This is a genomic window from Bacteroidia bacterium (assembly GCA_033391075.1).
In the GTDB taxonomy this organism is placed as follows: domain Bacteria; phylum Bacteroidota; class Bacteroidia; order J057; family J057; genus JAWPMV01.
In genome coordinates this window covers 3,932,815-3,956,290 of the sequence record JAWPMV010000001.1, presented here as the reverse complement: position 1 = coordinate 3,956,290, position 23,476 = coordinate 3,932,815, and the positions used below count along the sequence as shown (strand labels likewise).

The window sequence follows — 23,476 nt, the reverse complement described above, 5'->3', positions numbered from 1 at the left end:
AAGAAATGAAACATAAGGAACTTCCAGAAGATACTTCCCCTTTGCAATTGAGTCGCAGGCATTTCCTGAGTCGGGCTAGTGCAGGTATAGGTGTTGCGGCTTTGAGTGCTTTACTTCCCGGCTGCGGAGAAACTCCCCTTCCAACAGAAAGTCAAGGGATAGGAGGCCTGATTCAACCCCATCATTTCGCCAGAGCCAAACGAGTCATTTATTTGTTTCAAAGTGGAGGACCTGCCCAAATGGAACTTTTCGATTACAAGCCCTTATTGCGTGATCGGGAAGGGGAGGATTTGCCCGATTCGATTCGTATGGGGCAAAGATTGACTGGGATGACCGCTAATCAGGCTGCTTTTCCCCTGAAAGCTGCTTTCAGAGAATTTAAACAAAGAGGCCAATCCGGAGCCTGGGTGAGTGATCTTGTACCTCATATAGCCAGTATAGCAGATGATCTTTGTTTTGTGAAAAGCCTGCATACAGAAGCTATCAATCACGATCCGGCTATGACCTTTTTTCAAACCGGTTCTCAGAGAAGTGGCCGCCCGAGCATGGGCTCCTGGTTGAGTTATGGATTGGGAAGTAGCAATGAAAATTTGCCGGCCTTTTGTGTATTGCTGTCGAAAGGATCCGGTCGGATCGCAGCCGCACAACCGCTTTCCTCCCGACTCTGGGGAACGGGATTTCTACCTTCGCTGCATCAGGGCGTACAATTTCGTTCAGGCAAAGATCCGGTGCTCTTTCTCAGCAATCCGGAAGGCGTATCCGATATCAGCCGCAGGCAAAGCCTGGACTTCATCAAACAGCTCAATCAGCTTTACCATCAGGAAGTTCGCGATCCGGAAGTTCGATCCCGCATCGCCCAATACGAAATGGCTTACCGCATGCAATCTTCTGTCCCGGAAGTCATGGACGTATCTGGCGAGCCGGATTACATCTATGAGATGTATGGAGAAGAATCACGTATCCCTGGGACCTATGCTGCTAATTGCCTTTTGGCTCGACGGCTGATTGAGAGAGATGTGAAATTTGTTCAACTATACCACCAGGGTTGGGATCACCATAATGACCTCCCTGAACATCTGACTGCACAATGTCGTGATACCGATCAGGCATCTGCCGCTTTGGTCAAAGACCTCAAGCAAAGAGGTATGCTCGAAGATACCCTGGTCATTTGGGGCGGAGAATTTGGGCGAACCAATTATTCTCAGGGCCTCAAAAGAGGTGATAGGTATGGGCGGGACCATCATCCCCGCTGCTTTACAGCCTGGATGGCAGGTGGCGGCATCAAAGCCGGTACCAGCTATGGCGAAACCGATGAATTTGGCTATAACGTAGCCAAGGACCCCGTTCATGTCCATGATTTCCAGGCCACCATTCTGCATCTTCTCGGCATCGATCATGAAAAGCTGGTCTTCAAACATCAGGGTAGGAGATACCGATTGACAGATGTGCATGGGAAGGTGGTGAAAGGCCTACTGGCGTAGGCCGTATTAGCGTTTTAGGGTGTTTGTGTGTTAGAGGATAAACTGATTTTCAAACGCTAACACCCTAATACCCAAACACACTAACTCATTCCCTATAACCTTCTCCCCAATCTCCCGTAAGCAAACTATTCCCCAGCCAAATATTATCCGAATAGCTGTATCAACAGCAGTACATGTGACAAAATCGAATTCAAAAGCTCCTTTAAAAATTCACTCATAAACATCGAGTAATTTGATAAGACAAGCACAAAGAGACCGATATTTGTTCCTGAACAAGAAACAAGACAAGGTTTCCTATCTACCCCAGGGAAAAACACGCAAACTCAGCAATCCCGAAGAATCTGTACAAATTCAGGCATATTTGAGCCTGATTTACAAATTTGGCTATCCGGCCGAACAGATACGCGTCTGCGAACATATCAAGATCGGTTCCTCTTCCAGAGAAGCAGATATTGTCGTGTATGAAGACGCTGCCTGCAAGACACCCTTGATCATCGTGGAGTGCAAAAAGCCCAAAATCTCTGCCTCTGGCTTTTATGAAGCCATAGACCAGGGTTTTTCCTATGCTGCCGCTACCCATGCAAAATACGTATGGACCATTGCGGGGAAGAAATCGGCCGCTTTTAAGGTGATGCCAGGAAAGATTAAGGAGCGACACAAAAATCGCATTCGGCGTATTCCTACCTACAAGCAGACTAGAAAATCCAAAACTGTCGTTCGAAGGAAATGGGAAGGCTTAAAAAATCATGCGATTCTGGGAGATACCCTCTTGTTTTCCTCTGTTCTTATCATTTCAACTTTACTTTTAAGTAAAGCTGCTACAGAATATCATGACTGGATCTACGAGCGGACGACTTTTTTGTGGGAAGATTATGGGATGAATGAATTGTGGATTTATAACCTCATCATTTCATTGGCCAGCTTATTCAGCCTCTTTTTTGGAGCTCTGTTCATGCGCTCTCATCGTATGTTTGGCGTTCAAAAAGGGAAAAAGCGAACCATGCTCTTTATCATTGGTATGATCCTCTTGATTCCCGCATGGTATGTCGGGACCTCAGAACCGGATGCCCTCTGGTGGAGCCTGGATAGCTTCAATAGCCGAGAATATCCCATCTGGACCTATCTCTGGCCCTATATCAAGTCCATTCCTTTTCAATTCTTTGCGGTTTATGCCCTGATTTGGTTGGCGAGTAAAGCGGAAGGGAGGTAAAATGTGCGCATGTATTCTCCTGTTCTTGTGTTCTAGTATATTTCATGTACACTGGAACCCATGAACACGAGAACACCTTCCCTTTTTTCCTTACATCCCTTCCCCATAAGCCCAAAAGCTCCTAACTTGCCTACATGCTATCCTTGCGCAAGGCTCGATTGCTGACACAAACCCTCAGACCCAGAAAAGTGGCAAATTTTGCTGCCCTTTGGTCATCCTTTCATTATTCCAGAATGTTAGGGAAAAGTCGGCATTGGGGAAATCCTGCAAAAATAGGCTTTGAGCCCACGACGCATTGCAATCTTCGCTGTCCGGAATGTCCCTCGGGTTTACGTTCCTTTACCCGTCCTACGGGTATGGGCGATTTGGAGCTTTTCAAATCGACCATGGATCAGCTTCACAAGGACCTTATATACCTTTTGTTATACTTTCAGGGGGAGCCTTACCTCAATCCCAATTTTTTAGAAATGGCTGCCTATGCCAAAGAGAAAGGAATTTATAGCGCCACAAGTACCAATGGCCATTATCTTTCAGAATCAAGGGCAGAGGAAACCATCAAAAGTGGCCTTTCGGAGATCATTATCTCTATTGACGGTACAACGCAGGATACCTATGCTGCTTATAGAGTTGGGGGCAATCTCGAAAAAGTAAAACAGGGGGTGAGGAATCTGGTAGCGGCCAGAAAGCGACTAAATAGTTTGCATCCTTTTATCATGATTCAGTTTTTGGTCGTCAAACCCAACCAACATCAGATTGAGGATATTAAACAGATGGGAGAAGAATTGGGGGTAGATAAAGTCATGTTTAAAACGGCTCAGATTTATGACTACGAAAAGGGAAGCGAGCTTATACCGACAATAGATCGCTATAGTCGGTATAAAAAGCAGGCTAATGGCAGCTATCAGATTAAAAATAGCCTGGAAAACCAATGTTGGAAGCTTTGGCATGGAGCGGAAATTACCTGGGATGGTAAAGTCTTGCCCTGTTGTTTTGATAAGGATGCTGATTATGAAATGGGGAGTTTGCAGGAGAAATCCTTTGAGGAAATCTGGCGAAATCCAATTTATGAATCCTTCAGAGGAAATTTGCTCAAATCCAGAGCGGAAATCGAGATTTGTAAAAATTGTTCAGAGGGGACGAAAGTGTGGGGGTAAAAAAAACCGCCATTCAGCTCAATACTAAATGACGGTTTCTAATTATAATGCTTGGTTTATCGCTTCACTACTTTTAAGGAGTGGAACGCATTTCCTGAACGAAGCATTACGAGATACACACCTGATTCTAATTCATCCAGTTGTAAATCCATGTAATCTGCATTGATATCTTCTGAGATCAACTTCTTCCCATGGATATCCAGAATCAATAGTTCTTCGACCAATCGACCTGTTTCTATTCTCAGATTTGTATCAAATGGATTTCCAAGCACTTTTATCTCTCCAAAGTAGAGAGGATCATTGATGCTTGTTACTCCATCTACATTTACCTGATAGATTTCACTAAAAATATCCAGTCCCTGGACGATTGTGTTTTGAACCAGTAACTGATAAAATCCTGCATCTGCAACGCTTACAGAATCAACATTGTAAAGCATGTCATTTCCAATAGGAGATCCATCTCTGATCCAGGTATAGGTATTGGCTGTTCCACCTACTGCTATACTCAAATCCAGTGTGTCTCCTGTTGCTAAATCAAGCAAAGTCTCCATCCCTACATGGGCTTGAGGAGAAAAGTTGAATTCAGCTACATTTGAATCTGCTTCCAGCACCACATTGCTTTCTAAATCTTCGAAGGTAAGAGCATTGTTTTGTACCCTGACTTTTGCACCTGGCCCCCAACTCATGCCGGACATATCTGGAAGATCTGAAATCATGTTTCCATTGAAGTATAAACGATCCAGACCACTGATGGAAGTAAGTTCAGCTGGTACTGCGTCGTATTCGCAGTCATGAACATATACTTTTACCATAGCAGGAAGGGTGAAGACCACGCCTGGTACACTACCTCCGATGGGATTTGCTTCTGTATTGTATTCGGTCAGATTGACCATGTTTTCCATGCCGGTAAGATCCATGCTGGTAATTCCTGAACGTTTTAATTGAAAACGGTCTACATCTACCCAACGCCAGATAAAGGCCGGGAATTCACCTGTCATCAGGGAGTCATCGTGAAATTCAATTTTGCCTCCCATCCTGGTGAGGTTACCCAAGCTTTCTGGCAAGGTTCCGACAATATCCATCGTTTTGAAACCAACATGTGTTACTCTTTGTGTCGCACTGTCCACAGTGACTTGTTCCCAGGTATTTAGGGGGCCATTTAGCCAGGTATCAAAACCTGTCCAATTTGTACCACCATTGGTATTATACAAGTCAACCAGGGCTAAAGAATCCTGATCCAGGGGAGAAGCAAAGAGGTGTGTGTTAGCGGTGGTGATATCCAGACCTGTTACGATTGTACTCTGAACAACGGCAGAATAGGTACCTGAATTTGTCGCAGGATCAAAAGAAGGAATATCATACGTAGCATCACTACCCACTTGCGCGCCATCTTTGATCCAGGTATACACATTTGCTGATCCTCCCACATTTGCAGCGATACTTACACTATCCCCTGTATTCGGATAGGTATACATTTCCATACCTACCATCGCCTGAGGAGAGTATCTGAATTCTGCAACATTAGGATCTGAATTCAGGCCTATGTTGGGCTCTAAATCTTCGAAATCCAGCGCATTATTATGGAAGCGAACTTTAGCTCCACTTCCCCATGTCATCGCTGACATATCAGGCATTGAAGTAAGCTTATTTCCATTCAGGTATAAACGATCCAAACCACTTATTGAAGTCAACTCCGGAGGAAGTTGATCATAATCGCAATCATGAACATACACTTTCTGCATTGCGGGAAGCGTAAATACTACGCCCGGAACCATTCCTGCAATAGGATTAGCTTCGGTATTGTACTCCGTAAGGTTGACCATGTTCTCCATACCGCTTGTATTGACGCTTGTTATACCTGAACGCTTGAGCTGGAAGCGTTCTACATTTGTCCATCTCCAGATAAATGCAGGAAGTTCACCCGTCAATCCTTTATCATCATGAAACTCGATCTTTCCTCCCATTTCTGTCATATCTCCCAATGAAGCGGGTAGAGTGCCTGTTAAGTCCATTGTCTTGAATCCCACATGAGTAACTCTTCCACTTGCACTATCCACTGTCACTTGTTCCCAGGTATTTAAGGGCCCATTTAACCAGGTATCAAATCCAACCCATTCTGTTCCTCCGCAATCATTGTAAAGATCCACGAGTGCTAATGAATCCTGTGCAGCGGCAGAAGCAAACAATTTGGTTTCCCCTGTAGAGATATCCAGGCCAGTTACTATGTTACTTTGCACAACTGCATAATAAGTACCAGAATGCGTGTTGGCATCAAAAGCCGCGATATCATAGCTAGGATTACTCCCAACAGGTATCCCATCTTTGATCCAGGTATAAACGTTGTCACTACCGCCTACATTTGCCGGAATGCTTACAGCACTACCTGCAGCTGGATAGGTGTAAGTCTCTGTTCCTACAACCGCTTGCGGGGAGTAGCGGAATTCCGCTACATTTGGATCTGAATTCAAGGCTACATTGGCTTCTAAGTCTTCAAAGGTTAAGGCGTTATTGTGAAAGCGGACTTTTGCACCGCTGCCCCAGCTCATCCCCGACATATCTGGGATCTCAGTTAGGTTGTTTCCATTCAAGTATAAACGAGTCAAGCCAGTGATATTTGTCAATTCAGGCGGAAGTTGGTCATAATTGCAATCATGGACATACACCTTCTCCATAGCGGGAAGGGTAAATACTACCCCGGGAACCATTCCTGTAATGGGATTTGCTTCAGTATTGAATTCCGTTAGGTTTACAAGGTTTGAAAGTCCCGTAGTATCTATAGCTGTAATACCGGACCTTTTTAATTGAAATCGGTCTATTTTCGTCCAATTCCAGATAAAAGATGGAAAGGTTCCCGTCAGTCCTTTATCATCATGGAATTCGATCTTTCCACTCATTTCATCCATATTCCCAAGGGAAGCTGGGAGGCTTCCAGTCAAGTCCATGTTTTTAAAACCTACATGGCTTACGCGATTCAGAGCGGAGTCGATGGTTACGGCTTCCCAGCTCGATATGGGGCCGTTCAACCAGTTATCGAATCCTACCCAGTTTGTACCCCCACAATCATTGTAAAGATCAACCAGTGCAAGAGAGTCTGATTCTAAAGTTTGTGCAGCTGCAGGAGTGAAGCAGAAGAAAATCCCCGTCAACAAAAGCAGAAATGCACGTTGGTAATAGTTTTTCATTGTTAATGGTTTTGGTCTATTAGCGAAGTAGAAATTTATAGGTATATACAAATCCCCGATTGGTTTTAATTTTCACTACATAAAGGCCTGCGGCTTGTGAACTCAAGTCTAAAGTGATTTCATGCTCCCGAAGATTTGTTTGGCCTTTTATCATTCGTCCATTCAGGTCATAGATTTCCAAATCCACGACTTCTTCCAATCCAGAGATTCTGATAAATCCATCCAGACTTGGATTTGGGAAAATACTCAGTGGGGGAGGAGCGGGCTCATTGATATCTGTAAAGACACCAAATTCGTCCTGAATCAGGTTCTCCCCATTTTTTACGGTATACTCTCTGGGGTCTGGAGTCAGGTTTTCCCAATCTTCCCCAATTCTATAGTTGTAGGAAATAAGATCTCCTGCTGTCATTTTTATAAGGGTGTCGGCATAGAGATTCCCAGGATCAATTGCTGACATTAACCTTCCATTGCTCCAATCTGCCTCAATTCCCATAAGGAAGACATTTTCACTGGCTCCCTGGGTGCGCAATCTGAAAATTACGTCTCGATTTTGAATGCCATAGAGTGTATCTCCAAGAACTTCGCCCGGTTTTACGGAAAGTTCCAGGAGTATATTTCCACTTAAAATAGAATCTTCATTGATAGAAATGGGGGTAATTACCAGGGTTACAACCCCAGTATTGGGATCCACCGTTTCAACCGTATCGAAACGCATTATTTCTTCCCGACTGATGATGTCCCAGCTATAATCGTCCTCGACCAATTGTGTAACATGTGTCCAGATATGGTCATTGGCAATGGCATCAGCATGCGTACCATCGTCATACATTTGGATAGGATCAACTTTCCAGGAGCCGCTAAGGAGGATATTATCCAGAGATTCACTCCCATCTTCAAAAATGAAGGTAATGGTTTCCCGCTCAATGGATACCCGGTTTTCTATGGCTATCGTATCACTACTTTCAAGCGTCCCTCCGTATAAACCTGCAATTTCCCCAGACAGGTACTGAATATTTAAACTTGCAGCAGTATCTAATAAGGGTTCTGTGAGATTAAGAAAGACAGTTTTTGAAATGTGGCGGTCTATTTCTCCTGGCAATAAACTTATGGCTGAAATTCCCAATAGACTGTCTCCAAAAACTTTGAAATTTGCTCCGGAAAAGGAATTCTCATCTATGAATTGGTCGAAATATACTTCGATACCTGAACCATCCAGGCTAGTTGCCGCCGAGGTGATTATGGGGGCTAGTCTAACCCTGTTTTCTACCTCAAAACCTGTGAATGCCTGAAGTAATCCTCCATTATGATCTGCTATGTTTCCACTGCCTGTGTAGGACAGATCAATCAAGTCTCCATTCTTAATCGGGGAATCCAATTCCAAGACCACTTGTTTCTCTAATCTTCCTTTTATCGTTGCCGATAGAATATTCAGATTATTTGTGCCGGCCATTACACTCAGATTTTGATATTCGATCAAAGCTGAATTTGACATTGGTTTAGAGAAGAAGAGCCTAAGCGATTGTCCATTGTTCGAGCTGATTCCTTTCTCTATTACCGGAGGAACTGGTTGTTCAACCAGATGGATTTCTTTGGTAAAAACCTCGCCATAATTGGTATTTTGATCATAGGTTTTTACATAATCATTTGAGATACGGACTTTATAATTCCCATAATCATTGGCAGAAACGGAAGGTATGGAATAAGTCTTTTGGGTACGACCAAATCGGCTAAGACCTCCTTTGAACCATTGATAGCTAATGAATGCATCCTGATTTCCGGCATCATTACAAACAATGTCCACCGAGCTACCCAGAGGGGCTACTATTTCTCGCTCATCACCCACATCAAACATATCTCGCATTTCAACCCCAAATTCCTGTGGGTTTGGGGAAATGGTATAGAAGTAATCGATAATCTGTTCGAGGATTGCATAGGAAAACCTGGAATTATAAAGCCACTGCGTTCCATTCAAATTTCTCAAGGCTTGTTCATCAAGGAAATCCCAGTTGGGGATATAATCGAAGTAGTTGTAGCGCAAATTCATTTTAAGAATTTGACCACAGTTCCTTAATTCATCTGAAACACCTCCTCCAAACCAGCAGGCTTCAACATCCAACCATTGCAAGGATGGAAGGTATAATTCATCTGGTACAAGCTCCCACCTAAAGCCATCATTCCCATTTACCCTGAATTGTTCCAAAGCAGTGAGTAGTCCGATTTCTCTGGGGATATAGCCATTAAGCAGGTTTTGTCCATCTGTGCGGCGACCAATGACCGGCCATAACCAGGTAACTCTATAAGTGGAGTCATTTGAATTAGGAATAGCTCTCTTTTCTACCTTTACTCCAAACCAGTCTTTGGCGGGTCCGCTAAACCAGGGATTGAATTGCCCGTCGTATTTGCCTTGCCATTCCGAGGACAAATCATTAAATCCAAAACCCGGCTGATTGGAGAGCCAGTTAGGGCCATCAGTTGCCCAATAAAAGGCTACTAGTGCTAAGGAATCCTGCTCAGCTAATTTGTAATCACTTTGAGCTTTTAAAGAATAGGGTAGGCTAAAGATCAATGCGAGAGTGAAAAAGTAGCAAAGAAGTACCTTAATTCGATATATCATTTGTCTTTTCATAATTATTCCTGAACAACTATATCACATTCCAGTACATAAGAAACCCCATCATATTGAGGTACCGTTGAGGGATGCAAACCTGTAACTATAAGCAAGCCTGTTTTGAGGGAATGGCGCGCATTTAAATCAGTGATAAAACCAACTACATCTCCTACTTTGAGATTGTCTATTTGCATCGAGCCTTCTTGCAAGAGAGAAGCATTCTCCCTCAATTGACTGATATAGGCTGGGCTCAATTCAGATATATCCGAGATGTTTAGGCCGGATAGTTTCTTGAACAAAGTCTTGTTCTCTACACTAAGAGATAATCCCAATCTTTCTGAAGCCGGAGCTGCGATTGTTGATCTGCGAGCGTTGGCATCATAGTAAAAAAGAATGTCGATTTTTTCCTGCACCTCGCGATTTGCCTCCGAAACAGAGCTATAATTGCTTTTTATATCCTCATAGACTTCTCCTTCAATTGAGGCAAAGGCATCCTGGAAATTCTTATCCTTTGCATACAGTTTTTGATTGCTATATCTGGCAATAGAAGGAACAACCTCTATGGTTTTTTCTATACTTACTTTGCCCGCTTCGTCTATTACAGAGAAGCTTAATCGACTTTTGTTAATGTCTTTTGGAATGATGTAATCAAAGCGGGCAGTAAATGACTGGGTATTTTTCTGTACAGTACCAAAAATATGATCAATGAAGGGATCGTCGAATGCTGGATCACTTACATTGAAGCCAGAACCATTCTGTCCCGGATTGCTGCTTTGTACAATACAGGATTTAATATCCTCGCTGGAGGAGACCGAAATCTGGTAACTAATGGTTTCATCTACTGCTCCTTTTTCAGCAGTAATAGCCTGCACCGTTAAACTGGCATCAGATAATGGATAGTTTACCTCTAATCCTTCATCAACCAAATCAACACATGCACTTAAACCCACAAGGAAGAATAAGGACATATAGAGCCAGAGATATTTCTTATGCATTAACATATTCATGCTTTTCATTATTTTTTCCACCAAAACATCGTTTCCCAATGCTCATTATACCATTGCTTGAAGTCCGTCCCGGATCCATTGATAGATTGAATGAGTGGATAATCACTACTATAAATGGGTTCCTGGAAAGTTGGCATTTGTAAATCCCTGTTATTGAGTATCCACATCAAGGCTTCATTGCGACTTTCATCGCTATCAATAGGGATATGGAAACCACTTGCCCGGGCTTTTTGGACATTTGAAGAGTTGTTCGCCAATTCTGCATCTGAGTATGCCGCGCGGCTGGGAAATTTGCTACCACTACCATTGGGACCAAAATTCTCCGCGCCAGAGGAGGCACGCAAAGGAGGCAGCATGGTTCTTCTATGATCGAAATAAGGCTCAAGCCCCAAGAAAAAGGATGCTAACCATTTCTGCTCCGCTATAAGGGTCAATTTATCTCTACCCCCATCATAGTCAACAGAACTTTGACTCAGATAAGCAGATAAATCATTGAAGCCATCATTTCCATAAGCTCCTTCATACAGCGAGCCAGAAAAACTGGCTTGATAAAAATCTATAGATGCCCTGATTCCATTTTCATAGTGTTCGCGCGCGTTTCCTCCGATCAGGGCTCTTTCAATCGCCTCTGCAAGGAAAAATTCTTGTTCGGCATATATGGCAATAAGGGTAGGAGTTGAAGCTGATTCAATCAAAGGCAAGCCTTCTGCATCCTCCTTTCGAAAGAAATCTCCCAAAGCTGACGCAAAAGGGAAACCTCCATTCCACTGAGCGGCATGTGCATTATCTGTTGTTATACCATATAATTGCCCCGCATATTTTACCGCTCCCGGATTGCTAGGTAAGACATGGGTATTGGGATCACTATGGACCTGACGAACAGGTTTCGCAAGTATAGGTAAGCGAGGATCTCTTAGAGAAATGAGCCGTTCAATAAATACATTGCTGAAAGGTGCTTCTTCGATCTTGGCTTTGCTGATGTTATATAAGACGGAAGGTCTTTCGATGGGATCATTTTTGAAAGAAGCATTATCATCATTGGACTCCATGATCGGATAGTTTTCAGGATCATTGAGGATCTCAGATAAAATGGCTTTTGATGCTTCCGGATCTGCATCGGACATATACATGGCCAAACGAAGACGTAAAGTGTTTGAGAATTTTTTCCATTTTAGAATATCCCCTGCGAATATCAGATCACTGGCTTGATTGATGGGTACATCCAGCCGACCTAGCTTTTCACCTGCTTCTTTGAGTTTTTGTAGAATGGCCGGATAAATTTCTGATTGGCTATCATATGTGCTCAGGAGCGGAGGATCGTCTGATATAGGATCAAAGTAGGGAACATCTCCATAGAGATTGGTAATCATAGAGAAGGTATAAGATTCCCAGATGTCAGCGATAGCTTCGTAGCGTTGATCTTCGGCCTGTATCGCCGCACTCCTCATGTTTTTTACAACCCGAATCGCGCTATACATAGGTACCCAAAATCCTGAGTCATCAAATGCATGCCAGGATTTATGTCGATTACCCTGACTCAGACTTTTAGTCTTTCCATGATATTCTGTGACTGCTGGAATTACATTCCAGGCCAAATAGTCAAATCCATCTACGGTAGACCAAAGCATAGGGACCATGAAAACCGAAGGATCAATATCATTCGCGTTTTCCCCCTCCAGTACCGCATTGGGAGAGTTAGGGTTAATATTGATATCCTTGTCCCAGGTGTTGCAGGAAGGAATGCTCAAAGCAAGCAGGAGCAAGAGGCTATAAATACCTAGAGATATGCTGGTATGAGATCTATTCATGTCTCTTTAGAATTTTAGGTTTAAGTTGAGGGCGATATTTCGCACGGAAGGAATTCCTCCCCGGTCCAAACCGGGAACGGCTCCAGCCTGGTTAGAAAAACTGAAAGTTTCTGCATCCACATTGGGGACATCCGTCCATACAGCAAGATTCCTAACTACAATGCCTGCCCGGGCGGATTGAAGAGATAGTTTTGAAATGAAAGAATTGGGCAGGGCAATAGAAAAACTTAGTTCTCGAAATTTGATATAGGAAGCATCATAAATTACCGCTTCAGGGATTTCACTGTCCATGATGTTTTCCCAGTACTGTTGTCCCGTCAATCCTCCAGAACTTAATCCGGATTCTCGGAGGTCCTCTTTGGTCAGTTTTCTATAGGTCCCTTCATCCAGGTACATACCCTCAGGCAATATGTTTTCTCGGGGGGTAAAATTGCCATTTGCATCTGTGCCTCCTAAAAGGGTTGCTTCAGAAAGTCCCCGTATGTTCAGGTTATAATTAGTGGAGGAATAAAAGGCCCCTCCATATCGGACATCTAGGAGAAAGGCAAGACTAAGTGGTCCCCAATCCAGCTCATTGTAGAGCGAACCCATCCAATCAGGATTGTAATTACCCAGAAATATTTTATCGCTTCTTTGTGTGTCACCGGATTTGGTATAGAGAATTTCTCCATTGGGCGCACGCTCGTATCCTTTGCCATACATCGCACCTCTTCTTTCCCCCAACTTATCTTCAACAAACAAATGGGTAGTAATACTTCTTGAAAGAAAGGCATCAGGATTTTCTGGATCGTATTCTTCGACGATAGATCGATCTCGGGACCAATTCAGAGTCGTCCGCCAACTGAAATTCTTGGATTGGAAAATTTGGCCATTCAAGATCAGCTCCCAGCCGCTACTTCTGATTTTTCCTGCATTTTTTAGAATAAAGTCATATCCGGTTGTCGGAGATACTTCTACACGCAAAATCTGATTGGAAGTGATAGAATTGTAATAGGTAAGATCCATTTTCCAACGATTGTTGAAGAATCGGATGTCTGTTCCCACTTCCCATGCACTTGTAATTTCAGGCTTTAGCTCTGGATTTGCTTTTACATTGCTTTGAATAATACTTGCAACACCATTTTCTCCTGTACCCCAGAAAAACTGATCCTGTAATGCATAAGGGTCTGTATCGTTTCCTACTCTTGCCAGACCGATTCTCAGTTTCCAGAAACTGATAGGTTTGGGGAGGCTAATAGCTTCATTTAACACGGCACTTAAAGTGGCAGAAGGATAGAAGTAGGAGTTGTTATTAGTCGGTAAAGTTGAGGACCAATCATTTCTGGCTGTGATATCTAAATAGAGGTAATCTTTATACCCAATATTTGTGAAGGCATATAAAGAATTTAATTCCTTCTCATAGACATTATTACCTGTCTTGGGAAATACTCTCCTGTTTCCAAGGTTATATATATTCGGCACCAATAGTTGTTCGACAGAACTGCTTATGTTTGAGCCATCCTGGCGAAGATGATTGCCACCTGCACTGATGATAATATTCAGGTCCTCACCAAAGTTCCGCTGATATTTTAAGAGGAAATCGGCATTCAATTCGCGGGAACGAGACTGACCGGTGGAGAATGCGCCAAACTTATTGTTGTTCCCCACGGTACTAAAAGCATTTTGCGCACTGTTTTCGTTAAAATTTCGGTTTTGCCCAATGCGTCCCATGACGGAAAATTCCTCACTGATTTGGTAATTGGTCATTACATATCCGATCAGCCTTTGATTATTAAAAGCTCTTCTGTTTTCACGTAAAATGAAATAGGGATTATTGGCGCTACTTCTCCATTTAAGCTGTTGAAGGCCTTCCATACCCGGCACCCAATAGGATTTTAAGGCGTGAATATCGATGTTTCGGGGATAAAGGCGCACATCATATCCCTGGTTGTTGTCCGAGCGAGAATCAATATATTTTATGTTTGCGCGGACATCCCATTTATCAGATAGTTTCCATCCTCCTGAAAAGTCAAGACGATCCGTTTGAAGTCCCGTATTAGGAATGATCCCTTTTTGGATGATATTGGTGTAAGAAAGTCTGAAATCCCCTTCCTGACTTGCTCCATATACCGCAATATTATTATTGGCTATGATTCCTCGCTCATAAAATTCCTTTACATTGTCCGGATAGGCCTGCCAGGGATTATTACCGGTAAACTGAGGCCTAAGTTGGCCGTCAAATCGAGGTCCCCAATTTATCCGTGAGTCATCATTTGAGATGGAACCATCTGGCCAGGTACCATTATTTCCATCGAAATATCGATACTGACTTCCGCTTCCTTGCCCGAACTCATTTTGATAAGAGGGAAGGATAAACGGACGTTGAGAGGAGACACTGAGGTTTACATCTACTCCCACCCGGCTACTTTGTGCAGAAGCTCCGGATTTAGTTGTTATAAGAATAACCCCGGCAGCAGCTCTCGACCCATACAATGCTGCCGCAGCCGGACCTTTCAGGACCGAAATAGAGGCTATATCATCTGAGGCAACATCATTGGAACTAGCGGGGATTCCGTCAATCACAAACAAGGGAGTGTTTTTTCCTGAAAGAGAAGTCTCTCCCCGGATTACAACTCTCGCTCCTCCGCCTCCAAGTCCGCCACCTCCCTGGGTGATATTTACCCCCGCAATTTTTCCTGAAAGAGAATTTACAACATCCAGCTCACGGCTTTTTTGGATTACTTCTCCTTGAACATCCTGAACAGCATATCCCAGGGATTTTTTTTCTCTTTTCATCCCCAAAGCTGTAATCACAACATCCTCCAGAGATTTTATTTCTTCCAACAGGACAATGTCTATTTCCTTTCTTCCAGCTATCTCTACTTCCTGTTTTTCATAGCCTACATATGAGAATGTCAGGTTTTTTACCTCATCCGAAAGTATGAGCGTATACTCTCCTTCCTGATTGGTCAGGGTACCCTGGCTGCTTTCTTTTGCCCGAACAGTTGCACCTATTAGAGGAGTTCCATTTTCTGCTGTGACTTTACCGGAAATGCTCTGATCTCTCCGCCTTTTTAGCTCTGTAAGTACCTCCTGATTTCTCCGAGATAAATCTTTATTGTTTCGAAGAAGGGTAAGGTTTCCCTTTTTTTCCAACTGCTTGATTTGGGCGATTTTTTTCTGAATTCGCTTTGCATTTCGGCTACCTTTCTTACTATTCTTATAAATGATAAGATATTGGTCCTGATATAATTCGTAAGAAAAATCGATTTCAGTCAATAATCGATCCAATGCCATTTCCAGACTTTCTGTCTGTTTGAAAGTAAAATCGACTTCTACCCCATTGATCAATTTAGATTGATAGCTCACAAAGACTTTATACCTTTCTCCCAGATCATCCAGGACTTCTGCCAGCGGTCGGCCAGCATTTTCATCCTGGATATTTGCTGGAAAGGAATAACTAAATGAAAGCCAACTGCTGAAAAAGAGAAGCAGAAGTAAACTTGCAGTTTTATATGTAGTAGAGTTATTAGACACAGGCTGTTGGTTTTTAGGTCTGCTAAAAAGACTATGAAAAATTGCTTCAATCCTTCCTTCTATTCAGCATTTTGCTGAAGAATATATTTTCCATTTTCAAGCGAGAAATTCATTCCGCTGGTTTTCGTTAAAATGGATATCGCTTTTTCAATATTGTGAGCGGGAATTGAACTGGTCAGTAATTCCTGGCCTAAGGAGCTGTCTCTCAGCTCGAATTGGAATTCATTGATTTCAGCCAGTTTCTCAAGAATTTCTTGTAAGGGAACCTCTTCAAATTCGAGAATTCCTGTTTTCCAGGAGGTTTCGAATCTTCCATCAACACTTTTAGGAGAAGTGAGTGATTTTTTACTGGTAGAATAATGAACCAGCTCTCCGGGATTCAATAGGACTTCCGGTTCTGCACTTTCAGGGGCCTGGAGACGAACTTTCCCTTCTTCCAAAAAAACAGAAGTAGATTTATTTCTTTGTTTGACATTAAAGGAGGTTCCCAGAACCTCGACTTTCAAGCCATTGGTTAAAACCTGGAATTTTGCTCCGCTAGCAGGCTTTTTTTCAACTTTAAAATATGCTTCCCCTTTTAAGTAAACGGTCCTTGTTTCTCCTTGCTTCCAGTTTTCTGCATATTTAATAGAGGAATTGGCGTTGAGGGTTACCTGGGAACCGTCAGGTAATTCAAATTTTTTGATCTCCCCGGCCAGGGTTGTTTTTGTGCTTTTCTTGCTCTCCTGACTTTGATAAAGCAGCCAACTAAAGGATGCCAATAAGACGAGTGAAGCGGCGATCCTCATTGTCCGTCTAAAAAAGAATGGCTTGAGTTTTTTATCAGAGCTATACTCCTGCTCTCTTTCGGCTTCCTTATTTATATGCCTATCTATCTGTTCCTTTATCCTACTGAAATCATTTTTTTCCTGAATGGAGATCTCAGGCATCTGATTCAATAATTCTTCCATAATCTTTGGAGCCTCATCGGAGGTTTCCTCAGATAGCAAATTCAATAATTCTTCTAGTTCAGATCGGGAACAACTATTGTTATAGAGTTTCTGGATGAGTTGGTCTTTTCGCTTCATCTGTAGTAGTAGTCTGAAGGATAATAATCCTTGTTTATGTATATCCGCAAGCAAGAGCACAAAAGGATTACGCTAAGGCTAAATTTTTTGTGGATACATCCGATTTCTCGTATATTAAGAATTGCAGATGTCTGTTATTTAGTAATCTATTTTATTGGTAGTAAAAGAGGAACATAGGTATATAGAGGCCCTCAAGAGAAGCGAAAAAGTGGGCTTAAATTGGCTCTTTGAGCAGTATAAGGTGCCTATTTATCATTTCTGCAAAAGCATGTTGAAAATCCCTGAGCTAGCAGAAGAGGTCACAGCGGATGTTTTTATTAAAATCTGGGAAAAAAGAAGTCTGATAAATTCTGAGCAATCCATTCGACCCTTTTTATATAAAATAGCCCGGGATACTACCTATACCTACTTAAGGAAAATAGCCAGTGATGAGAGACTTCGAGGAAAGTTTTTGGAGAATTATCCAATAATAGATCTTGAAAATGGAGAGACTATTTTTATTAAAAAGGAGTATGCATCAGAGGTAGATCATATTATCGAAGGCCTACCTCCCCAAAGGAAACTGATATTTCGGAAGCGCTATTTTGAAGGCAAAGACAATCCTACAATTGCGCAGGAATTGCAACTCTCAGTCCATACTGTAAAATCTCAATTGGTGAAAGCAAGAGGCTATGTGCGCCAAAAACTTGAGAACATGGACCCTGCAACAAGCCTGTATTCACTTATGATTTTGAGCCTGTTTCTTGGAAATTCCTAAGATATTTGTGGCAAAAAGCAAGCTAAAATCCCCGCGTATAAGGAACCGCATACAAATCCGTAAATTCCTTTTGTACATACTTATAATATCCTGCGATGCCGATCATGGCAGCATTATCGGTGCAAAATTCAAAGGGCGGAATGTGAGCAATCCAGCCTTTGTCGTTACACATTTCCTGGAAGCTGCTTCTTAGTTCTGAGTTGGCGGATACCCCTCCGGCGATGGCCAGGTGCCTGACTTCATATTTTTGGGCTGCTTTGGCCAGTTTATCCAATAAGATCTGTACGATCCTTCGCTGATAACTGGCAGCCAGATCTGCCATATTCTCCTTGAGGAAATTGGGATCTGTTTTCATGCCATCCCGAATCTTGTAGAGAATAGAAGTTTTCAGACCGCTAAAGCTGAATTCAAATTCACCTATCTCGGGTTTGGGAAATTGAAAGGCTGTGGGATTTCCGACTTTGGAAAGCCTATCAATTTCTGGTCCTCCCGGATAGGGTAGGTCCATGATTTTGGCAGCTTTATCAAAAGCCTCTCCGGCTGCATCATCTATGCTTTGGCCTATGATCTCCATGTCCAGATAATCGCGAACCAGCACCAATTGAGTATGTCCCCCTGATACGGTCAAACACATAAAAGGAAATTCCGGAGGACTTTCTGTTAAGAAATTTGCCAGGACATGGGCCTGCATATGGTTGACCTCAATCAGGGGAATGCCCAGCCCATAGGCAAAAGCCTTGGCAAAACAGGTTCCCACCAATAAGGCACCCAATAAGCCCGGCCCTCGTGTGAAGGCAATGGCATCTAAATCTTCTTTGTTAATCTCCGCTTTTTCCAGGGCTGCTTCAATCACACGCATGATGGCTTGCTGATGAAGGCGCGAAGCTAATTCAGGAATTACTCCCCCATACTCACTGTGATCCAGTTGGGAGGAAATAATATTGGCCAGCACCTCATTATTTTTCAAAATTGATGCAGCTGTTTCGTCGCAGGAAGACTCTATTGCTAATAAATAGGACACGAAGTCATACTTTATGTTAAAATTCCCGTAAAATTAAGAAAATCAGGCAATTTGGATAGATAATTGCTGCGTATATTTGCCCATTCAAGCTCTTAATGAAACAGCGCGTTAATAAAATCGGCAGAAGGTTAGGTATCGGCTTAATAATTCTATTAGGTACGGTATCGCTGTTGGGGTACTCGCTGACTTTCTCTCCTGTCCAGAACTGGATGGTCTATAAGATCAAAGGAGTGCTGGAAAAAGACCTGGGAACAGAGGTGCATTTGAGTGGGGTAGATGCAGGGCTTCCAACTTATGCGATTCTTGAGGGTCTGGAAATCCCGGATAAAAATGGAGAGGATTTCCTCAAGATAAATGCCGTTAAAATCGACCTTCTGAATTTTTCTTTATGGGAATATCTGCTTAATAGCGAACCGGTTCATAAGGTAAGCATCACAGACGTTCAGGTCTTCAATCCCGAACTCAGATTGGTTCGTAGTCGGGTGGACAGTTCCTATAATATCCCCATTGATCTCTCCATTTTCAGTAGTACCGATACTACCAAATCGAAACGACCCTTACGTTTTGTTTTGCAGGATATAAGCTTGCATAAGGCAAAATTCCGACATATAGATTCTCTGAGTCAGAAAGTAGATTCTTTGGTTGAAGGCAGGATTAATTTCAATAATCTGGACCTGAAAGATATTAGTACAGAATTAGCCATGACCTTTAATCCCGGTATTAGCCTGGATGCACGGATCGATCAATTATCTTTTATTGAAAGTCTGAGTGGTTTTCAATTGGACAGTCTCCAAACTCGTCTATCTTCTATTTTCCCTGATACTACAAAAGGAATAGGAGCAGAAGTCCATTTTCAAGACTTTCTTGTAAAAATGGATGATAGCCGATTGATGGGTAGCATATCATTTCCTTATTCAGATTTAAAACAGGTCTTTGATACGGATATTACTGATGATTTTGAATTGGATCTAAAGGAAAGTGAACTGGATATCAATTCATTGTATCATTTCCTTCCGGATACCCTCCCAGTCAAAGGAAGATTGGGCTTGAAGGGCAAACTTGTAGGGAATATTGAAAGACTAAACAGCGATGCTTTTCATGTGGCCCTGAGTGATTCCAGTTCGATCTATTCCAGTTTCATTTTGGAAAATGCACTCAAAAAAGAAGAGGCTCATATCAATATCCTTTTCCGAACAGCCCGAATTTCAGCTATAGATCTGAAAAAGACGCTTCCAACTGTAGGTTTGCCAGCCTTTTTGAATAAGCTTAGAAATACTTCCATAAATGGAAAACTGGTTGGCAATTATTTTGATTTTGACCTGAATGCAACGGCCAAGGACACCAGTGCAGGAACCTTGGTGGCTGATTTACATATCCAACTTCCTCCCAAAGCGGATCAGACCAAATATTCTGGCAAAATCCTGACAAACAAACTGAACCTGAATGCCATGGGCTTCAAGGATGTGTTGGATTCCCGCAATTTGAATGTGGATGTCTTATTGGATGGCTCAGGGACTTCGACTTCAACTGCCCAGATGAAAGTCAAAGGATTTATGATTGATTCCGAGATTATGGGGCGAAAGGTCGATTCCATTTATACGGATATCAGTGTTGAAAAAGATGCCCTGATTGGAAAGGTATATGGAGAGGATGAGGAAGGTAAATTAAATCTGGACCTCAATATTGATCAAAGCAAAGAAATTCCGGTTTATGCCGCCACAGGACGAATCGATGGATTCAATCTGAAGCGATATGGACTGTATGAAAAAGATATTTCAATTAGCACCGAAGTAAATGGAAGTCTGTTAGGAAATTTTCCGGATGATATCACCGGAGAGCTAAACCTGAAAAATACAGATCTGATTGAGAACACGGAAAAGCAGGATTTACATATTCCGGATCTTTGGTTCCGTGCAGACAGACTCCCCAATAAGAGCAAATATTATAACCTGAAAAGTTCAGTGGTTGATGCTGATATAACAGGAACGCTCAACCTTAGTCAGGGCTTTTCGCTTGTATCTACCTTGGCCAAAGAAACGCAATTATTCTTTGAGAATAATGATAGCCTGAGTCAGGCTTATTATGCCGAAAAGGAAATAGACAGTACGGAAGTCAGTGGGCAATTTGCTATGGCTCCCAAAGAGGACTTGAATAAGATGCTGGCCTTATTGGGAATACCTGCACAGCCGGGTACACAAGGACTTATGACTGGAAGTTTCCAGTTCGGGGAGTATGAGCAGGTAAGCATGAAGATGAACCTTGATAGCTTGCGCTACAAAGAATTCAATTTGATGGGCAATCAAATTGATATAGAATTATTCAAATTGGCGAGAAATGAGCAATTGGGTATAGTGGGAGCCTTATTGATGGATAGTCTTTTGTTGCCTCAGGATGGTAAGTTGGAAAGAATCAGTTTCAACCTGGATGGATTGGAAAAGAACTATGAAAGTACCTTCATAGCTGTTCAGGAAAAATATAATAATCGGGTCCAGTTGCAGATGAAAACCTATTTTGCCAAAGATGGGAGTATTCGATCTGCGGTCAATCCCAGCAACTCTTTACTCGTCATGAGGGGGGATACCCTTCCTGTTAGTCAGGAAGACTCCATCATTTACTCTTACGAAGAGCAGCGACTCGATATTCAGAACCTCATGCTTTCCAATGGCAATACTTATATCCGGGCAGAAGGTATGCTTTCGCCGGATCCTGAGGATTTGCTGACCCTGGATATGAGTAAACTGGATCTCAAACTTTTCCAGGACCTTTATCCCGCCGAGTATTTCCCCAATGGAAAACTCAATGCTTCTATATCCTTACAAAATCTTCTAAATGATCCCTTTGTTGAAAGCAATGTTCGGATCGATTCATTCGGATTGGATGATTTCAATTATGGGGACATGTTTGGCAGTTTGAGTTGGAAAGAGTCTGAGAATGTGTTTCGGGTAAAAAGCCAGCTGTACGAGAATCAAAAAGATACAACCCTTGTATTGGCGGGTAGATATGCGGCGGATGAAAAGAAATCGCCTCTCTATCTGGAGCTTCAAACCAATAATCCTATACCCTTAGAATATGCTTATCCATTTGTGAAACGTCAGCTGTATGGGATGAAAGGAAGCGTGGAACTGGATAGTTTTAAGATTTCCGGAAATCTGGACAATTTTAAAGTAAATGGAATTGGGCATTTCAAAGATGCAGGCTTTGGCGTTGATTATTTCAAAACAGAATACACCTTCAATGGTGAAATTGCTTTCGACAATGACCGCATAAAATTTGAGGAAATCCGACTCTTCGATAAATATCAGAATCATGCAGATTTTAATGGCTATATCTACCATGAGGGCCTGCAGAGATTCATATTTGCCTTGCAGTTGGACAAGATTTCAAATTTCCTGGTCATGGATACGGATAAAGGCGACAATAAACTCTTTTATGGGAAAGTATTTGTAAAAGATGGAGTTGCTGATATTACAGGTAGCCTGGAAAAACTTGTCGTCAATGCCTTTGCTTCTTCAGGAGCTGGTAGTTATCTCAAAGTTCCGGTTACCTATGATTCGGAGTTTGGACGTCCGGATTATATTCGATTTAAAGGAGATAAAGAGGATGATGGAAAGGTCAATACCGGTCTGAAAGATGTAGAAATCAATTTGACTGCCTATGTTTCGGAGGAAAGCGATGTTGAACTCATATTTGATGAAAGGGTAGGGGATATCATGCAGGGAAGGGGTACTGGAAACCTGAACATGGTGATCAATACCGATGGGGATTTCAAAATGTATGGCAATTATGAAATCACAGAAGGGAATTATCTCTTTACCGCACAGAATGTATTCAATAAGAAATTTGAAGTAAAGCAAGGCGGCCGTATCACCTGGTCCGGAGATCCTTATGAGGCAGAGTTGAATCTCGAAGCCATCTATCCTCTCTATGCAGATATACGCGAAGTAATCAATGAAGAGAATGCAGTAAGGGTTCCGGTTCATGTATTGATGAAAATGCAGGGATCCCTGCTTGAACCTAATATAGCCCTGGAGATTGAGCTTCCCAGTATGAGTAATGATGACATCCCGCAGGTAGCTTCTTATCTGAAAACCATTACTTATGATGAACAGGAACTCAATAAACAGGTCTTTAGCCTGATGGTGTTCAATCGATTTGCCCCGACTGGTGGCTTTATCAATGGACAGGATGCTGCCGCTTTGGGAGTAACAACCAGTGTATCTGAAATGCTAAGCAATCAACTGAATTACTGGTTATCACAAGCGGTAGATGATAAGCTCAGTCTGAACCTCGGAACCACCAATTTTAAAGACGTAAATCTCCTCGTTTCCTATAAACTTTTCAATGACCGGGTCATTATCGAAAGAGATGGAAACCTCGTAAGTCAGGATTCAAACCTAACGATCGGTAACCTCTCAGTCATTATCAAACTTCTTCCCAGAGCCAATAATAATCTGGGCACCCTTAACAAAGGAAATGAACTGGTACTGGAGGTATTTAATCGCGAGGGTATAGACAGCGAACTTTACAATAATACCTCACAGACCGGCCTGGGGATTTTCTACAAAAAGGATTTCGACAAACTGGGGAATATCTTTAAAAGTAAGAAAAAGCGCTGACCCCACGGCACGCGCAAACCTCCCCTTGCTATAGAAGCAAAGGGAGGCG

At 42.5% G+C, this 23,476-nt stretch carries 12 protein-coding genes; 5 read left to right on the top strand and 7 right to left on the bottom strand.

What is annotated here, in order from left to right:
• The first annotated feature begins 5 nt into the window (after positions 1-5).
• The 3 genes from R8P61_15815 (at position 6) to R8P61_15805 (ending at position 3,845) form a co-directional block, all read left to right on the top strand.
• Positions 6-1,481 carry a DUF1501 domain-containing protein gene (locus R8P61_15815; GenBank protein ID MDW3648533.1) on the top strand — a complete coding sequence of 492 codons (1,476 nt, stop codon included), beginning with the start codon at positions 6-8 and terminating at the stop codon, positions 1,479-1,481.
• 232 nt (positions 1,482-1,713) lie between these two features.
• Positions 1,714-2,691, top strand: coding sequence for a type I restriction enzyme HsdR N-terminal domain-containing protein (locus tag R8P61_15810; GenBank protein ID MDW3648532.1), 978 nt, complete (start codon positions 1,714-1,716; stop codon positions 2,689-2,691).
• 134 nt (positions 2,692-2,825) lie between these two features.
• Positions 2,826-3,845, top strand: coding sequence for a radical SAM/SPASM domain-containing protein (locus R8P61_15805; protein MDW3648531.1), 1,020 nt, complete (start codon positions 2,826-2,828; stop codon positions 3,843-3,845).
• A gap of 56 nt (positions 3,846-3,901) precedes the next feature.
• Here R8P61_15805 and R8P61_15800 read toward each other — a convergent pair whose 3' ends face one another.
• From R8P61_15800 to R8P61_15775, 6 genes are read right to left on the bottom strand one after another with little or no spacing between them, the layout of a single operon-like run.
• Positions 3,902-7,027 carry a hypothetical protein gene (locus tag R8P61_15800; protein MDW3648530.1) on the bottom strand — a complete coding sequence of 1,042 codons (3,126 nt, stop codon included), beginning with the start codon at positions 7,025-7,027 and terminating at the stop codon, positions 3,902-3,904.
• 19 nt (positions 7,028-7,046) lie between these two features.
• Complete coding sequence (locus R8P61_15795) at positions 7,047-9,641, bottom strand: T9SS type A sorting domain-containing protein (protein ID MDW3648529.1); 2,595 nt, start codon at positions 9,639-9,641, stop codon at positions 7,047-7,049.
• A 14-nt stretch (positions 9,642-9,655) separates the two neighbouring features.
• A complete protein-coding gene (locus R8P61_15790; GenBank protein ID MDW3648528.1) occupies positions 9,656-10,642 on the bottom strand; it encodes a hypothetical protein in 987 nt (328 codons plus the stop codon).
• An 8-nt stretch (positions 10,643-10,650) separates the two neighbouring features.
• On the bottom strand, positions 10,651-12,450 hold the full coding sequence (locus R8P61_15785) for a SusD/RagB family nutrient-binding outer membrane lipoprotein (GenBank protein MDW3648527.1): 1,800 nt from the start codon (positions 12,448-12,450) through the stop codon (positions 10,651-10,653).
• Between the two features lie 6 nt (positions 12,451-12,456).
• Positions 12,457-15,966, bottom strand: coding sequence for a SusC/RagA family TonB-linked outer membrane protein (locus tag R8P61_15780; protein ID MDW3648526.1), 3,510 nt, complete (start codon positions 15,964-15,966; stop codon positions 12,457-12,459).
• A gap of 59 nt (positions 15,967-16,025) precedes the next feature.
• Positions 16,026-17,033, bottom strand: a complete 1,008-nt coding sequence (locus tag R8P61_15775) for a FecR domain-containing protein (GenBank protein ID MDW3648525.1) — start codon at positions 17,031-17,033, stop codon at positions 16,026-16,028.
• 208 nt (positions 17,034-17,241) lie between these two features.
• Between R8P61_15775 and R8P61_15770 the strand changes: the two genes are divergently transcribed.
• Positions 17,242-17,790, top strand: a complete 549-nt coding sequence (locus tag R8P61_15770; protein ID MDW3648524.1) for a sigma-70 family RNA polymerase sigma factor — start codon at positions 17,242-17,244, stop codon at positions 17,788-17,790.
• A gap of 22 nt (positions 17,791-17,812) precedes the next feature.
• Here R8P61_15770 and tsaD read toward each other — a convergent pair whose 3' ends face one another.
• Positions 17,813-18,811 (bottom strand): tRNA (adenosine(37)-N6)-threonylcarbamoyltransferase complex transferase subunit TsaD, encoded by a 999-nt coding sequence (gene tsaD / locus R8P61_15765; GenBank protein MDW3648523.1) that lies wholly within the window; start codon positions 18,809-18,811, stop codon positions 17,813-17,815.
• Between the two features lie 95 nt (positions 18,812-18,906).
• Between tsaD and R8P61_15760 the strand changes: the two genes are divergently transcribed.
• Positions 18,907-23,427: a translocation/assembly module TamB domain-containing protein gene (locus tag R8P61_15760; GenBank protein ID MDW3648522.1), complete on the top strand. Its 4,521-nt coding sequence runs from the start codon at positions 18,907-18,909 to the stop codon at positions 23,425-23,427.
• Positions 23,428-23,476 lie beyond the last annotated feature (49 nt).